Raw genomic sequence first — 15223 nt, 5'->3', positions numbered from 1 at the left:
GTGCAGGAGGTTTATATCGCCATGAGCGCCTGCGCTCCCGATCGAACGAAGCGCGCGTCAGCGCCGGCATCTCGTCGCCGAAGGCGAGCAGCGTGAGTCTCAGATCGACCAGCGCGAGGTCGGTCACCGCGTCGGCGAGCAGCGACGGCGACAGCCGCACGATTTGCGCGCGGCCACCGGTGGCGTCGTGGATCACCGTGTAGTGCTCGGCGTCCTCCACGATCGCGCCGAAATGGATCAGATCGTTGCGCAGCTTGAGCAGGCGGCCGAGCTGATGAGAAAGAGCCTCGAGCTCGGCCCTGCGCTCGCGGGTCCATTGCTGCGCCTCGGCGATGCGGCGCAGCGCGTTCATGGCCGCGTCGATCTGCACCGTGGCGAACACCGCCTGCGCGGTCGCGGTCGGCATGTCGGCGAGCCGCCACAGGGTGGCCCGGAGGTTCTTCTCGGTCTCGGTGAAGGCGGCGACGAAGCGACCCAGCATCTCCCAATAGGCTCGGGTCGATGCGGAAACGGTCGGTTCTGACAAATCGGCCGGCATGATCGTCATGATACGAGCTCCGTCGCCTCTCGTGCGGCACCGAACCCGCGCCGACCGACCTCGCGGGCGACCCGCCGACCCGGTGCGCATCCGATCGGAGCCTCGAATCAGTTCAGACGATAAAAGCATAATATACTACCACGGCCTTCGTAAAATCCATGCGCAAAAGTTTACGCAGTTTGTCGCCACCCGAAATCGGGGTACCCATTCGGTGTGAAATGCAGGTAATTTTGGTCGGGTCGAAGTACCGTATCGTCAGATACCCCGGCTGCCGCATCGTGCCGATCCATCTGCCGACCGACGCCCCGAATCTCGACCCGATCGAGCGGCTCTGGCTCCTCGTGAAGCGGAAGGAGCGTTCGACAGAGCCCGTGCGAAGTTTGCTCTGGTCGAGCGAGCCTTCCACGACTTCTTCCAACGGCTCGAACTCTGCGCCGGCGAGATCCGGTCCGTTCTCGGCGACCCAGTCCACTCGATCGGCTCGTCCGAGCACGGAATTTCCGCCGCGCAGCGGTCCGTGACGTGGGTATTCGGGTTGGATCACCCGGCCCGACCCACTATCATCGCGGCGAACACGGGATGACGGCAGAATCGTTGCCGACATGGTGGATTTCGAGCCAGTCCTCGACAGGATGATCGCCGATGCCGCGCGGGATCCGGCGCGGCTTCGTCGGCTGGTCTACGATCTCGCGCGGCTCACGCTCGAACGGGAGTTCGAGCGGCGGTTTCCGGCTCCGACCGAGGCCGAAGTGATCGACCGTTTCGCGGATCTCGAGGCGGCGATTTCGGCGATCGAGGCGTCGGCCGAGCCAGCGGTGCCGATGGGCTCGGTGGTGACCCGTACGCCGGACGCCAAAGGGATTTCGGCCGTCGGCCCGGCGGGCGAGTTCGGGCGCGTCGTACGGCTCGCTCTCGCCGGATTGGAGCGCACGAACCTGTTCCTGGCGTCGTCAGGGTGGCTCGGCAGCAGCGTGGCTCGTCGGGTCGCGGAGCTCGCCGTCGCGGCCATCGTTCCGCTCGCCCTCTATGTGCTGCTGTCCACTCCTCGAGTGGAGCCGGTCGCTGCGCCGGCCGAAACGGTGCGCGGACCTGAGGTGGTCGTCTCGGCCGTCCCGGCAGCACCGGCCGGTCCGTCGAGCACGCTGCCGTTCCCCTTGCCGGAGGTCTATGGCATCTACGCGATCCAGAACGATGCCCTGACCGAGATCGCTCCGGCCACGACCTCGCCCCTCGATCCGCGGGTGCGCACGGTCCTGCAGATCACCTCCCCGGGCACGGTCGCGCTGCCCGCTAAAGGTCTCACCTTTCTGGTCTTCCGTCGCGAGATGCTGGCGAGTGCCCCGGAGAAGGTGCCGATCCGGATCGCTGCCCGGCTGGCACGAATGATGACGTTCGATTCATCCGGAAAGGCGGTCACGGCACCGCCGGCCGAGCCGCGCTGGGTGATCCGCGACATCGGTTTCGATTTCCGGGTTCGGCCGCTCAAGGAGAACCAGGAGATGGTGCTGGTGCAGCCCGAGGATCCCGGTTTCGCGTTGCCGCCGGGCCGCTACGTGCTGATGATCAACGGCGCCCCTTACGACTTCACGGTGGAGGGACGCGTCACCGATCCGGCGCACTGCCTCGAGAGCTCCGCAACGACCCGCGGCACGATCGTCTACGAGTGCCGCGTCCCGTGACCGACGAGGCGACGTCGATCGATTTCGCAAAAGCCGCAGCGGCGGCCCACCGACAAAACTGCTCGGAACATCAGTCGGTCGCCCGCACGGCCGCAGCGAGGGCGGAATCGATTTGTTCCGTCGTGCGTTCGATGACCGCGCGCCCTTCGGGGGATGCCGCACGATAGGCGTCCGCGAGGACGGCAGTGCCTCCTTCGCGCGCCGCGATCAGCCGGATGTCTCGCTCGGTGAGCCTTTCGATCTCGTCGTCCGTGATCGCTTCCGAACGTGTCCCCACGGCGATGCGCCAGGGCAAGAGATCGAAATTCGCCGGGTCGGTGAAAAAGGCCATCCGTAACGGCCCGGCGCTTTCTTTCGGTGGTGCGGTCCGTTCGGCGAGGTCGGCCAGGACGAGCCACGCCCGAGCCTCGTGCGGAGCGAGACGCACGGCCCGGGCGGCGGCGGCTCGTGCACGGGCAATCGCCTGTTCGGACGGGGCCGGTTCCGCCGCCGTCGGACCGACGAGCGCAACGGCATGATCGGCCCACAGATCCCCTCTGACCACGGCGCGTCGCGCCGCGTCGCCCGCCGCTGCAGCCCGAGTGGCGGACAGTCTCGTCTCGCTGTCCGCGACCGTGATCCGCCCCGGGTCGGGGCGTGCGAACTCGACGGCCGTCTCCCATGCCCCGATGCCACCGAGCAGGAGCGCGAAGACGAGGAGCGCGCCGCGGAGCGACACCCGCGTCGCCCGTCCGAGGAGCGCGCGGGCCTTATAGAACGGTGAGCCGGTCATGCTCGATCATCAGGCAAGTCAGCCGACCCGTGGCATAGGCGCCGGTGTCGATGTTGATCCGGTTGGGGCGAAAGTCCGGATCGTGAACGGGCGTGTGCCCGTGCACGATCATCTTCTCGAAATAACCCTCGTGCACCAGGAATTCCTCGCGAATCCAGAGAAGATCGCGTTCGTCCTGATGGGCGAGAGGGACGCGCGGGTTTGTTCCCGCATGGACGAAGTAGAAGTCGCCGAGGCTGAAATACGGCAAGAGCCCGCCATAGAACTCGAAATGCGCGCGCGGAATGGCCTGACGTAGCGCCGCCGACAGTGCGGCGAGCTCCTGATTGCCCGGATTGAGCGACGGCCGCAGTCCGTAGGACATCAGCGTCTCCAGCCCGCCGAATTGACGCCAGCCCCGCAGCACCTCCGGATCCCGAACGAACTCGAGCAAGTAGGTCTCGTGATTGCCTTTCAGGAGAACGATATCGCGGCGACGGCTGCGGGCAATCAGAAGATCTATCACCGTTCGAGAATCCGGCCCCCGATCGATGTAATCGCCGAGATAGACCTCGACCGGCTGGCGCGCGGGATGCGCCTTCTGGTCCGCGTCGATGCGCGCGAACACACCCTCGAGAAGGTCGGCGCGCCCATGTACGTCACCCACCGCATAAACGCGGTACCCGGCCGGAAGGGCGGGGCGTGACTGTTTCGGCTTCAGGATGCTCCACACGGGGAAAGGCCGGACCTCGGAGTGACGGGATCATGTTCGGGATGTCTTACGCGCCCGATCGCGCCGCTGGCAACTTTTGCCCTTTGTCGCGCGGCTGACTCTTCAAATAGATTAAAATGCTTTTTTCTCAAAATTGGGTTTTTATGACTTTTATGATGGATTATACAGAAATCAAATAAAACAAAGGTATAGAGGTATTCAAAATCCTCGAATTCTGAAAGTTCGAATCAATTTGAGGGGTCCATCTGAACCGGACTGCAGTCTCTCCCGTGTATTTCGAAATCATACAACGAGCACGGGAGGCTGGGCGATGAGGCGTGGTGTTGGAATACTCTTCATCGTGACGATGTTCGCGGAATTCTGCGGATTCGGACCGGGTGGAATTAGCCTGGCGAATGCGGCCTTCTTCGGCCAGCCGCGCGCTCTCAAATTCCAGGTCCAGCGCCTGAAACTCGACCAGCCGGCGATGGCGCCGATGGCCCATGCGCGCTTCTGCCTTCAGTATCCGGGCGACTGCAAGGTCCGACCCATCGTGTTCCGTGGCGGTCCGGCAAAGCTGACCGAAGCCCGCCGGGAGCAGCTCCGATCCGTGAACACCGAGGTGAATCGGGCGATTCGGCCGCAAGCCAACATGGGCGGGGTGAAAGCCGAGCGGTGGCTCATCGCGCCGCGGGCCGGCGACTGCAACGACTACGCCGTGACCAAGCGCCACCAGCTGATCGCGCAGGGCTGGCCGGCGCACGCCTTGCTCCTGGCCGAGGTCGTGATCGCGTCCGGTGAGCACCATCTCGTGCTCGTTGCGCGCACCGACGAAGGTGACCTCGTCCTGGACAACCTCAACGCCAATATCCGGCCGTGGACGGCGACCCGCTATCGGTGGGTGCGGGTGCAGTCACCGAAGAATCCGCTGTTCTGGGCCACCTTGGCGCGTCCGGCCGCGTGACGTCGTTTTCAAAGATTGATAGATTTTCTGACGGGAGATGATCGGGTCGGTCCGAGGGGCCGACCCGATCAGTGCGCCGAACGACTTTTGGACTGTGCGAGGCCGAGCCCGATTGTCACGGCCGCGACGATCGTGATGGTGGGCGTGAACAGGCTCGCATCACGAAACGTCTCGATGGCCACCACGACGACCGCGGCCGCCGCTCCGCTGGAATAGAACGAGTCACGCCCGCGACCGAGGGCGCCGGCGACGAGCTCGGCGACGAGCAGCACGGCGAGGACGATCGCCCCCCACAGCGCCGGCCAGCCGAACTCGACTTCGATACGGGCCGCCGTGGTCGGTGGTGGCCGAACCGGCTCGTCGGGCATCCGATACAGCCGGTGAACAGCCGGCCATGTCCCGGCGCCGCTTCCGCCTGCGCCAGCGTCCGACACCATGCGTTGCTCGCTGGCGAGGACGCCCGAGGTGGCGGCGAAGCGAAGGGCGATGTCGGCCTCCCCGCTCCAATTGCCCGCCGCGATCATGGCGGCCGCGGCCAGCACTGCAGCGGCCAGGCCGGTACTCACCCAGGCGCCCATTCCGAGCCGCCGAACGGCGACCGAGACGGCGAAGGTCGCGAACCCGCACCCGGCGGCGAAGGCAAGCAGCCCGCCGGAAAAGAAGCCGACCGCCAAGGCGCAGACGAGCAGGGCGCCGAGCGACAAAGACAGTCCCTCGATCAGCTGCACGGTCGTCATCGCAGCCCGCCCGCGCCGGGTCTCGTAGCGTTCGACCGCCAGATTGGCCGTCGTGGCGGCGAACACGACGCCGAGCGCAGCCCCGGCATCGAACACGCCCCGGGTGGGCATCCCGGTTTCTCCGAGAAACGTCGAGCCCGTGAGATCGTGAACGACGGCCGTCGCTGCCATCAGCGTGCCGACCCCGGTGAGAGCGAACAGGAGCCACTCGGCGCGGTGTCGGTCCGATGCCACGCCCACCGTGGCGATCGCGGTCGCGGCGGCGACCAGATAGAAGCCGATCGCACCCACCGACGCGCCGAGATCGATGGTGATGCGCTCGGTCAGCGGCTGCCCGAGCGCGGCCGCGGCGGACGCCCAGATCGGATTGCCGAGCCCCGGTGCGGGCAGGAGCTGGAGAGCCATGACCAGCACCGGGATCGCCGCGACGACGGCCGCTCGGCGCGACACCTTCGCCACGTGCGCCGCCTCTCCGGGCCGCAATTCGAGACCGATGGTCCCAATCACGACCGCGACATAGAGCGTGACCAGCGCGGAGGTCGTGGGTGACGGCGCGAAGGCGAGGGCAGGGGCGCTCAGAAGGAGCGCGACGAGGAGGCCGAATGCGAGTGTCACGATCGTAGCCGTTGGTGAGAGAAATCGCTGCGCGACGCTGCGGACGATGATGCGATGGCGGATCGTCGAGGATCTCTGCCGACCGGGGCGGCCCGCGCGACCGATCGGAGTCGGGCGGCGAGATCGCTCTCACGACGTCGGTCCGCCCGTCCGATCGGCTGCGGACGAATCACGGTTGCGGAATGTTGGTGGTTTCGATGCGCATCCCCGTGATCTTGAAGCGGGCGATGCCGGCAACGTGGTAGAATTCAGGGACGGCGGAATCGATCGGCAAGACTTCGATCATGCTGACGGTCGGGGATCCCGGAGCCGGTGTCACGTGCCTCACGTCGACATACACCGCTGCCGGATAGAGCCGAGGATCGAGACCGTGATGGACCTTCTCCCGGTCCAGCCAAATGATGAAACGCCCACCCTTCGCCCGATCGACGGCCTGGTATCGGGTGTGGAGCACGTTCGGATAGTCGGCTTGGGCCGAGGCGGTCGATGACTCGAGGAGCGCGAGGGCGACTGACAGGAAAACCGAGACTCGGCGAACGATCCCGATGCTGCCACCGACACCTGCTTGCTGTTGCGAGTATTTCTGACGCAACATGGTCAATGTCCAGTCATTCGTCGCCTTTCATCTAGCGCTGGAATACCTCGCTCGGTCAACCGTCACGAAGAGATGGACGGAGCAATTTCGCGGGCCACGGCTCGATGCGTCTCCGGCGTTTTCACGTCGGCGCGCGGCAGCGGCAGCTGGTCACCGAGCGCTGCAGGCCGTGACGAGCGCATCCAGTGCCTTCGGAAAATCGTCCAGAGGAACCGATCCGCGGATCGTCTCGCTCTCTGCCGTGATCTCGACCGCGACGGATTTGGAATTGCGCCAAACGGATCGGGCTTCTTCGGTCGCGCGGGGCGGGAGCAGGATCGCCGATCCGGGCGGCACCACCGTTCCCCGCAATGTGAGACTTTTCGCGCCCTCGCCGAAACTGACTTCGGGCGACACCCGGGGCGGCAGCGGCGGGATGACGACCGGAAGCACCTCGACATCGGATTCACCGCACCGAACCATCAGGCCGACGAACGAAGGATCCGATTTCGTCAGGTCGGCCGTTCGCATGATGGAAACCGCGTCCTTTCCTCCCGCGGGATCCCGGGTGTGGACGAGCCGCCAGGATCCGATTCGCTGGCGGTCTGATGAAGCCTCTTGCGGTGGAGCCGGCGGGGCGCCGGGCAAGGCCCGATCGTAACAGCGCAACCGCGCCGGCCCTTCCGGAATCGCCCGGCAGTGCTCGAAGGTCTGGCGGGCGCCATCGGCGCGAACGGGTGTGCGATCGAGTGCCGTGCCGACCAGAGCAAGAAACGCGGTCGTGATCACCGAGGTCGAGCGTGAAGGACATCTCATTCCGAATACCGACCGATAAGGGGCGTCCGTGCAAGGTTCGTGAGGATGGCGTCGATCCGGGAAATCAGAACATTCCGGGTTTCCGAGGGCAGGAGACCTGCTCCTCCTCTATGTCGGCCGATCTTTCGGTCCTTCATGTCTCACAGATAACGCTCACCGAACGCCATCAGAGCTCCGACCGCCGGTTCAGAATCTCGAGTTTGCGTTTCACGTTCCGCCACCGCGCGAACGATGGGGCAGTCCGAGATGATGGCTCCTGGTCGGCCGTCGTCTTCCGCCGTTCGGGGGCAACGGTGACCTGTGCCGGCCGTACTGCATTTGATCGGCACCATTACACCATGACGCATGACCGACAACTATTGAGTGCCGAATATTGCTGCAGTGACGTCGGACGCAGCATCGCTGCTCGCTTTGCGCGGGCAGTCCGCAGCGGTTCGGTGAGAACTGTGTGCTAATTACGATGCGGCATGCTTCGACTATAGCCTCAAAAAGAGCTCGTAAAATACGTTTAATAAAGCGTTAATGACTAAATCGACAGTTTATTGTGGGCTCGCGGCCGAGTGCATTCAAACAACTCTGTGGCCTGTACTGGGGTGTTTGCTCGAACTGTTGCTCTGATGCAACGCTGAGGACTTGAGCGACGGAGGGTGGGTGGTACCGTTTCAATTTCGGATTGCGAAAGGTATTTTCGAACTGTATCACACTCAGGGTTGTGGGCGGGGTTTTGGCTGCGGGAGGGGGGGATGCGTCCCAGGACGATTTTGATGCGAGGTCTGTGCATTGCGGCACTCACAGCGGTCGGTGGCTGTGGCTTCATTCCGATGTCCGGGCCAGCGAGCCTCGAGGTCAGGACCGAGCGCAGTCCGACACTGGCATACGCGTTGGTCAAGCTCGACGCACGGACGGTCGATGTTCTCGCGAATCACGAGCCCAGCGTTCTCGCCGGCGTCTTCACCGACCGGCGCCCGCCGAGCAGCATCACGTTCGGCGTCGGCGACGTCGTCAACGTGACGATCTTCGAGGCGGCGGCCGGTGGCCTCTTCATTCCGATCGAAGCCGGCGTGCGTCCCGGCAATTTCGTGACTCTTCCGTCTCAGACCGTCGACAACGACGGAAATATCAGCGTCCCCTATGCCGGTGTGATCAAGGCGGCCGGCCGCACAAACGTCCAGGTGCAGAACGAAATCGTCAATCGGATCAAAAATCGCGCGATCGAGCCGCAAGTGGTCGTTTCGCTCGGCGAGCAGCGGACCTCGCTCGTCAGCGTCGTCGGCGACGTGCGGTCTCCGGTTCGTTACCCGAGCGCTGCGGCCGGTGCGCAGGACCGCATCACCGATGCCATCACCCGCGCCGGCGGCATCAGCGGAAACGGGTGGGAGACTTGGGTTCTGCTCGAGCGGAACGGCAAGCGTGCGACGGTTCCGTTCGCGAACCTGATCTACATGCCGTCCAACAACATCTATGTGCAGCCCGGCGACCGCATCTACGTCTATCGCGAGCCGATGAAGTTCCTCGCCTTCGGAGCGACCGGTCAGCAGGGCGAGTTCAACTTCGATGCCTGGAAGATCAATCTGGCGCAGGCGGTCGCCAAGGCGGGCGGTCTCTATGACCTGCAGGCGGACCCCGGCTCGGTCTTCCTGTATCGTCGCGAGCCGCGCGAGGTCGCCGAACTGCTCGGCATCGATTGCAGCAAGTATCCGACGGGACTGATTCCGGTCATATTCACGGTGAGCTTCCAGGATCCGGCAGGCTATTTCCTCGCGACAAAACTGGAGATGCGGCCTTTCGATGTTCTCTATGTCGCGAACGCGCCTCAGGTCGATGCGACCAAGTTCCTGGACTTCGTGAACACCACGCTCGGAACGACACGCCAGGGAGTCGCGACCGTCAACGACGTCTACATCGCCCGGTACAACAGTCGTATCCACGGGCCATGAGGCGGGCGAGCACGAACGAGGCCGAGGCGATATCGTCGCCTCGGCCTTCGAGTTTCCTCATGCCGACATCGTCGACCGTCGATTCCAGCCATCGGATTTCAGCTTGGATTTTGTTCGGGGTGATGATCCTCGCCCCGCTTCCGTTGGGCTCTCGAGACACCTCGATCGTCGCGATATGGTGTGGCCTGCTGGGGCTCGGCCTCGTGCTGGCGCCGACGGCGCGTCTGCGGGCGCCACACCGGTGGGTTCTGGTCGGCATTGCGGCCATCGCCGCCGGCTATGCCCTGGTTCTCCACGAGCAACTCGCCGAACATCCGTGGATCGCGTCGTTCCATCCGATTTGGGCCGAGGCGCAGGCGTTGCTGGGCGTTCCAGTGGCGCCATCGGTGTCCATCGTCCGTGGAGAGCCGTTCTTCGCCCTCGGCGCGCCGCTCGCGAATATGCTCGCCCTGACCCTCGGACTTCTCGTCGGCCGGGACCGCGACGATGCGCGTCGCGCGCTTCGCGTGATCGGCTGGGCCGGAGCTGCCTATGCGGCTTATGGGATCGTCGCGTTGTTTCATGATCCCCTCGAGTCCATGTGGCGGGACAAAGCCTCGAGCGGGGGGTATTTGACCTCCACGTTCATCAACCGAAACACCGCCGCGACCTTCTTCGGGTCGTGCGCAGTGGTTTGCCTGCTTCTCCTCCTGGAGCAGATTCGGCGACGGCTGCCGGACGGCGAGATCGATTGGTTCAGGCTGTTGGCCGAGCTCACCTCCGGTGACCCGAAAGGGCGCGAAGGTCTCATCGTTCCCTTCACGCTGACCTTCGTTTGTGTTCTTGCGCTGTTCCTGACCGCATCGCGCGCCGGGGTTCTCACCTCGGGCGTCTCCTTGCTCCTGGCGGTCGCGTTGTTCTTCCGGCGCCGTCTTTCACGAGGGAAAGCGCTGGTCGTTGCGGCTGCCGGGGCCGCCGCAGCCGTCATGATCGTTCTGCAGGTGATGGGCGGCCGCGTCGGTGCCCGGTTCGAGCTTCAGGGCTTGGCCGACGAGGGGCGGCTTGCCGGATGGCAGTCGACTTTGCGCATGATCGCCGACCATCCCTGGTTCGGGACCGGGATGGGGACGTGGCGTTACGCCTTTCCGGCGTATCGCAGCGAGGATATTTCGATGTGGGGTGTCTGGAATGCCGCCCACAGCACGCCGCTCGAGTTGTTCGCCGACGTCGGAATTCCTCTCGGCGCCGCCGTCGTGGTCGGCTGGATCGTCGTTCTCGGCATCTTGGCCAGAGGCAGTGTCATCCGTCGGAGGGATCGAGCCGTTCCACTCGCAGCTCTTTGCGTGGCCGTGATCGGCCTTCTTCACTCGGCGGTCGATTTTTCGCTACAACTCCCCGGATACGCCATCATGGCGTTCGGGTTGGTCGGCGTCGGGCTGGCGCAATCCTTTTCAGGTGACCGTCGTACCCGCCGGGCTGAGGAGCCGGTGCCCTCGGGGAAGTAATCTTAACGTCAGTTTCATGACGTCATTCATCCCAGCATCGAATGTGGGCGCTGCCGACGGGGCCGTTCGCCACGTCGGAAGCAAAGCGAATTCCCATTGTCGTCTCGATGTTAATGCCGGTTGGGTTGCGCGACGAGCGAAGCACCGATCGATGGTGCGACAGCCTCCGATTGTGGTTTCGCCGAGTTCGCTTCTATGATAATTAAATCGAAACGTCCGCGACGGAGATGCTCATGTCGGTTCGGCAGGTGATCCCTTATTTGGCCGTTTTGGCGCTCGTCGGATCCGCAGGAGCCGCCAACGCGGCGTGTTATGCGCCTCAGCAGCAGCTTCCGGCGTCGGACGTCCGGTCGTTTCTGGACAATCCGAACGGGCTTCTGAGCCAGAACCCCAACGGTGGTGGTGAGATGATATCGCGCGTCCGCGATCTCGCAGCGTCCGATCCGGCGACGTTGTCTGCCGTAATGGGGTTGCTCGCGACCGCCAACACCAGTCAGCAGTCGGCGATCGGCTCAGGCCTGGGACAGGCCTATCGGGTTTGCATCCGCCCCGATCAGACATTCGCGACGCAGATCCAGCAGGCGATGGTCGGCGCGACCAGCCAAAATGCGAAGGACTCGTTCGCTGCGGTCAATCCCGACTCTCAGATCGGTGCTGTCGGCGGTGGCGGTGCGGGTGCGGGCGGTGCAGGTGGAGCCGGCGGCGGAGGGGCGGGAGCCGGAACCGGTGGTGGTGGAACCGGCGTCGGCGGCCCAACGACCGGCATCGCCACAGTGTCGGGCGGGAGTTCGACCACGGCCTTCGGGAACAACGCGACGACCAATCCCGGCTCGGTGAGCTTGACCGGCGGGACCGGCGGCGGTGTCGGCGGGCTGTCCAGTTCCGGAACGAGTGTGTTTGACGTCAGTCCAGGGCTGTGAGCGACGATCCGTCAGAAGCCAAACGGGCGGCGGATCGTGGACCGGTCATCCCGAAGACTACGGTGTGGTGGGGTATTTGTGATCTGCTGCGCAGCTGCTCAGCGAAGGCAGAGAGTCGCAGTTGCTGCGGCGGATGTCCGTGATTTCTCGCTTTAGATTTCCGTTCAATTCAGCTGTTTCGGGCTCGAAGGGCGTCGTGGCGCATGTTGCAGATCGATAAGGGGCCGCCGGTTGTCGATCGGGAGTTCGCAAGTCACGAGCCGTCGCCAGCCGAACTCCTGACCTCCGTTCTCGACATCGTCCGCCGGCAACTTCCGCTGATCCTGATCGTCATGGCCTGCGCGGTGGTGCTCGGGCTCGTCTATCTGGTCACCACGCCGGCCCGCTACACCGCGACGGCGACCATGGTGATCGACACACGGAAGGTTCAGCTCTTCCAGCAACAATCGGTGCTCGGGGACATCGCGATCGACGCGGGGACGGTCGAGACGCAAGTGCAAATTCTCAAGTCCGAGAACATCAGCCTTGCTGTCATCAAGGATCTGCGCCTCACCGAGGATCCGGAGTTCGTCGGTGCGAGCGGCGGACTCGTTGCTACCGTCATCCGGGTCTTACTCAGTCCGTTCGCCTCCGATGCAACGCCGTCCGAGTTCGATCTCACCCGAAGAGCGCTGAGCCGGTTCGAGAATGCGCGAACCGTCAAACGCCTCGGATTGACCTATGCAATGGAACTGTCGTTTCGGTCACTCAGCCCGGGCAAGGCGGCGGCAATTGCCAATGCGATTGCCGATGCCTATATCGTCGACCAGCTTGAGGCGAAGTATCAGGCGACAAAGCGCGCAAGCCTCTGGCTGCAGGATCGCATCCGCGAGTTGCGCACCCAGGCGTCGGCGGCCCAGCGCGCCGTCATCGACTACAAGGAAAAGAACAACATCGTCGACACCGGTGGCCGCCTGATCGGGGAGCAGCAGCTCGCCGAGGTGAACAGCCAGCTCATTCTCGCGCGCGCCTCCACTGCCGAGGCCAAGGCGCGGCTCGACCGCATCAACGACATCATGCGGCAGGAGATCCCGAACGAGTCGGTCGCCGATGCGCTGAAGAACGAGACGATCATCAAGCTGCGTGGCCAGTACGTCGACCTCGCCGCGCGCGAGGCGACCATATCGGCGAAGTACGGACACAATCACCTGGCGGCCGTCAATCTCCGAAATCAGATGCAGGAGATCCGACGCAACATCAGCCAGGAGCTTCAGCGCATCCAGCAGGCTTATCGAAGTGATTACGATATCGCCCGCGCCCGCGAGGAGAGCATAAAAGCGAGCCTCGACACCGTGGTTTCCGAGACGCAGACGACCAATCAGGCGCAGATCCAGCTGCGCGAGCTCGAGAGCAACGCCCAGACCTACCGCGCCCTCTACGACAACTTCCTCCAGCGCTATATGGAGGCGGTGCAGCAGCAGTCGTTCCCGATCACCGAGGCGCGGCTGATCAGCCCGGCGTCGCGGCCCCTCGGGAAAAGCGATCCGAAAACCCTGATGGTGCTGGCGATCTCACTGGCGGGCGGGTTGGTGGCGAGTTTCGGGCTCGCCTATCTGCGTGAGATCAGCGATCGCGTGTTCCGAACCAGCAGCCAGGTCGAGGATCTCCTCCAGACGAACTGCCTCGCCGTCACGCCTGACCTCAGGAAGAAGACGTCCGAGAAGCCACTGCTCGGAATCGTGAATGCCACTGGACCGACACTGGGGCGCGCAGAGAAAGCGAACGACGTCTCACTCTTGGCTCACGTCGTCGAGCAGCCGCTGTCGCGCTTCGCCGAGGCCATCAGGTCGATCAAGGTCGCGGCCGATCTCAACGGTTCCGTCAAGTCGAACAAGGTGATCGGTGTAACCTCGTCGATGCCGGGGGAAGGAAAGTCGACCATTGCCGCGAACTTCGCCCAGCTGATCGCCCATTCGGGGGGGCGCGTGCTGCTGATCGATGGCGACCTTCGCAACCCCTCGCTCACCCGTAAGCTCGCGCCGGACGACGCCCCCGGACTCGTCGAGGTCGTATCGGACAAGACCGCGTTGCGTCATGCCCTGATCAGCGATCCGGCGAGCGGCCTCCTGTTCCTCCCGGCCGGAGCCGCCGCGGCGGTGAAGCTTCTCCACACCAACGAGGTGCTTTCCAGTGCCGCGATGAAGAAGCTTCTCGATGGTATGCGCGCGAACTACGACTATATCGTCATCGATTTTCCGCCGCTCGCACCGGTGGTCGACGTGCGTGCGACGACCGGAATCGTCGACTCCTACCTGTTCGTGGTGGAATGGGGACGCACCAAGATCGACGTCGTCGAGCATGCGCTGTCCGGAGCGCGCGGCGTCTACGATCGGCTGCTCGGGGTCGTCCTCAACAAGGCGGACACGCGCATGATTGGACGCTACGAGCACTATTACGGAAGCAGCTATTACCGGAAGCACTATGCCCAGTACGGTTACGTGGAGTAGAGGCGTGTCGTCGCGACCGACAGCCGGATCGAATGCGTGGATCCGGGTGGCACTGATGATCGTCGGCGCCGGATCGATCGCGTGGGCTGCCACGATACTTGGAAGTGCCCGGCAGGCGCCTGCCCTCGAACGGGTTGCAGCCCGGATCGTTCAGGGCGACCGCTACAAGGCGGAGGACCTCGACCGAGTCGCGCCTGTCATGGCAGAGATCGCGGCGACACCAGAGCCGCGTTTTTCCAGCCTCCGCGCCGCGGTCATTTATGAGCTGCGCCAAGCCGAGACCGCCGTCGCGGACGGACGCCGGACCGACATCGATCGTCACATGGACGCGTTGCGAAAGGTCCTGCCGCGTGCCCTGGCGACCGGTCCGTCGGACTCGTTCCTGTGGCTCGCGCTGTTCTGGCGCGAGACTTTCACGGGCGGCTCGGATCCGACCCGTCTGCCGCTGCTCGAGATGTCCTATCGGACCGGCCCGCGAGAGGGGTGGGTCGCCGTGCGGCGGAGCCCGTGGACGTTAGCTCTCTATTCCCGGCTTGTCCCGGACCTGCAGGAGGTTGCCGTCGCCGAGTTCGTCGGGCTCGTCCAATCTGGTTTCAAAGAGGCGGCCTCGATCCTCACAGGACCCGGCTGGAGTCTCCGTGAAGTCCTGATCCCTCGACTTGCGACAGTGGATGAGCCGAGTCGCAAGGTATTCGCCAAATCGCTGTATCGCGGCGGATACGACGTCCAGGTTCCCGGGATCGACCGGCCGAGCGAGCGGCCCTGGAGCCGGTGAGAGAATGACCGCCGCGGCAGGCGCGAATCATTTCGGAAATGGTACGGGAGGTCCGCTCGCTCGGTAAGCCGTGCCTCGACATCGAGGCCGCCTCTCGCGCCCATGTGAGCAATCCTCTGATCTACGACCACGCCGTCAGCGTCGTGAACCGATGCCTGAAGCCCATCAAGCTGAAGGTCTGCTATTATACCAGCCATCGTTTTGGCTGACTCGCTCCATCTCCCGCCGCCGTGGC

At 64.2% G+C, this 15223-nt stretch carries 14 protein-coding genes; 7 read left to right on the top strand and 7 right to left on the bottom strand.

Annotation, left to right across the window (positions count from 1 at the left end; all coding sequences use genetic code 11):
* A partial coding sequence (locus A33M_RS08410; protein WP_157223387.1) for a hypothetical protein occupies positions 1-547 on the bottom strand: 547 nt, incomplete at its 3' end.
* Between the two features lie 103 nt (positions 548-650).
* Entirely contained in the window at positions 651-1142 is a 492-nt protein-coding gene (locus A33M_RS08405; RefSeq protein ID WP_157223386.1) for a hypothetical protein, read from the bottom strand.
* Here A33M_RS08405 and A33M_RS08400 point away from each other — a divergent pair.
* A complete protein-coding gene (locus A33M_RS08400; RefSeq protein WP_157223385.1) occupies positions 1141-2217 on the top strand; it encodes a hypothetical protein in 1077 nt (358 codons plus the stop codon). The two genes, A33M_RS08405 and A33M_RS08400, sit on opposite strands and share 2 nt — an antisense overlap.
* 70 nt (positions 2218-2287) lie before the next feature.
* On the opposite strand, the gene A33M_RS08395 is transcribed toward A33M_RS08400, so the two are convergent.
* Positions 2288-2989, bottom strand: coding sequence for a hypothetical protein (locus tag A33M_RS08395; protein ID WP_040619759.1), 702 nt, complete (start codon positions 2987-2989; stop codon positions 2288-2290).
* A complete protein-coding gene (locus A33M_RS08390; protein WP_157223384.1) occupies positions 2967-3701 on the bottom strand; it encodes a metallophosphoesterase in 735 nt (244 codons plus the stop codon). The genes A33M_RS08395 and A33M_RS08390 overlap by 23 nt, the downstream gene beginning before the upstream one ends.
* 346 nt (positions 3702-4047) lie before the next feature.
* Here A33M_RS08390 and A33M_RS08385 point away from each other — a divergent pair, with 346 nt between their 5' ends.
* Entirely contained in the window at positions 4048-4644 is a 597-nt protein-coding gene (locus A33M_RS08385; protein WP_237718322.1) for a transglutaminase-like cysteine peptidase, read from the top strand.
* Between the two features lie 68 nt (positions 4645-4712).
* Here A33M_RS08385 and A33M_RS08380 read toward each other — a convergent pair whose 3' ends face one another.
* From A33M_RS08380 to A33M_RS23780, 3 genes are all read right to left on the bottom strand, one after another.
* Entirely contained in the window at positions 4713-5996 is a 1284-nt protein-coding gene (locus tag A33M_RS08380) for a hypothetical protein (protein ID WP_040619754.1), read from the bottom strand.
* A gap of 169 nt (positions 5997-6165) precedes the next feature.
* Complete coding sequence (locus A33M_RS08375) at positions 6166-6591, bottom strand: hypothetical protein (protein WP_052026952.1); 426 nt, start codon at positions 6589-6591, stop codon at positions 6166-6168.
* A gap of 150 nt (positions 6592-6741) precedes the next feature.
* The gene (locus A33M_RS23780) at positions 6742-7359 is read right to left on the bottom strand and encodes a hypothetical protein (RefSeq protein WP_157223383.1); all 618 of its coding nucleotides are present in this window, start codon (positions 7357-7359) and stop codon (positions 6742-6744) included.
* Between the two features lie 770 nt (positions 7360-8129).
* On the opposite strand from A33M_RS23780, the gene A33M_RS08365 reads away from it, so the two are divergent.
* From A33M_RS08365 to A33M_RS08345, 5 genes are all read left to right on the top strand, one after another.
* Entirely contained in the window at positions 8130-9323 is a 1194-nt protein-coding gene (locus A33M_RS08365; RefSeq protein ID WP_083850376.1) for a polysaccharide biosynthesis/export family protein, read from the top strand.
* Between the two features lie 59 nt (positions 9324-9382).
* Entirely contained in the window at positions 9383-10807 is a 1425-nt protein-coding gene (locus tag A33M_RS08360) for an O-antigen ligase family protein (protein ID WP_008385728.1), read from the top strand.
* A 227-nt stretch (positions 10808-11034) separates the two neighbouring features.
* Positions 11035-11727 carry a hypothetical protein gene (locus tag A33M_RS23775; protein WP_052026951.1) on the top strand — a complete coding sequence of 231 codons (693 nt, stop codon included), beginning with the start codon at positions 11035-11037 and terminating at the stop codon, positions 11725-11727.
* Positions 11728-11930: 203 nt separating this feature from the next.
* The gene (locus tag A33M_RS08350; RefSeq protein WP_040619752.1) at positions 11931-14213 is read left to right on the top strand and encodes a polysaccharide biosynthesis tyrosine autokinase; all 2283 of its coding nucleotides are present in this window, start codon (positions 11931-11933) and stop codon (positions 14211-14213) included.
* A gap of 46 nt (positions 14214-14259) precedes the next feature.
* Complete coding sequence (locus A33M_RS08345; protein WP_157223382.1) at positions 14260-14988, top strand: hypothetical protein; 729 nt, start codon at positions 14260-14262, stop codon at positions 14986-14988.
* Positions 14989-15223 lie beyond the last annotated feature (235 nt).

The sequence above is a fragment of the Rhodovulum sp. PH10 genome (assembly GCF_000293785.1).
Taxonomy (GTDB): domain Bacteria; phylum Pseudomonadota; class Alphaproteobacteria; order Rhizobiales; family Xanthobacteraceae; genus Rhodoplanes.
This window is presented reverse-complemented; position numbering and strand designations above follow the sequence as displayed.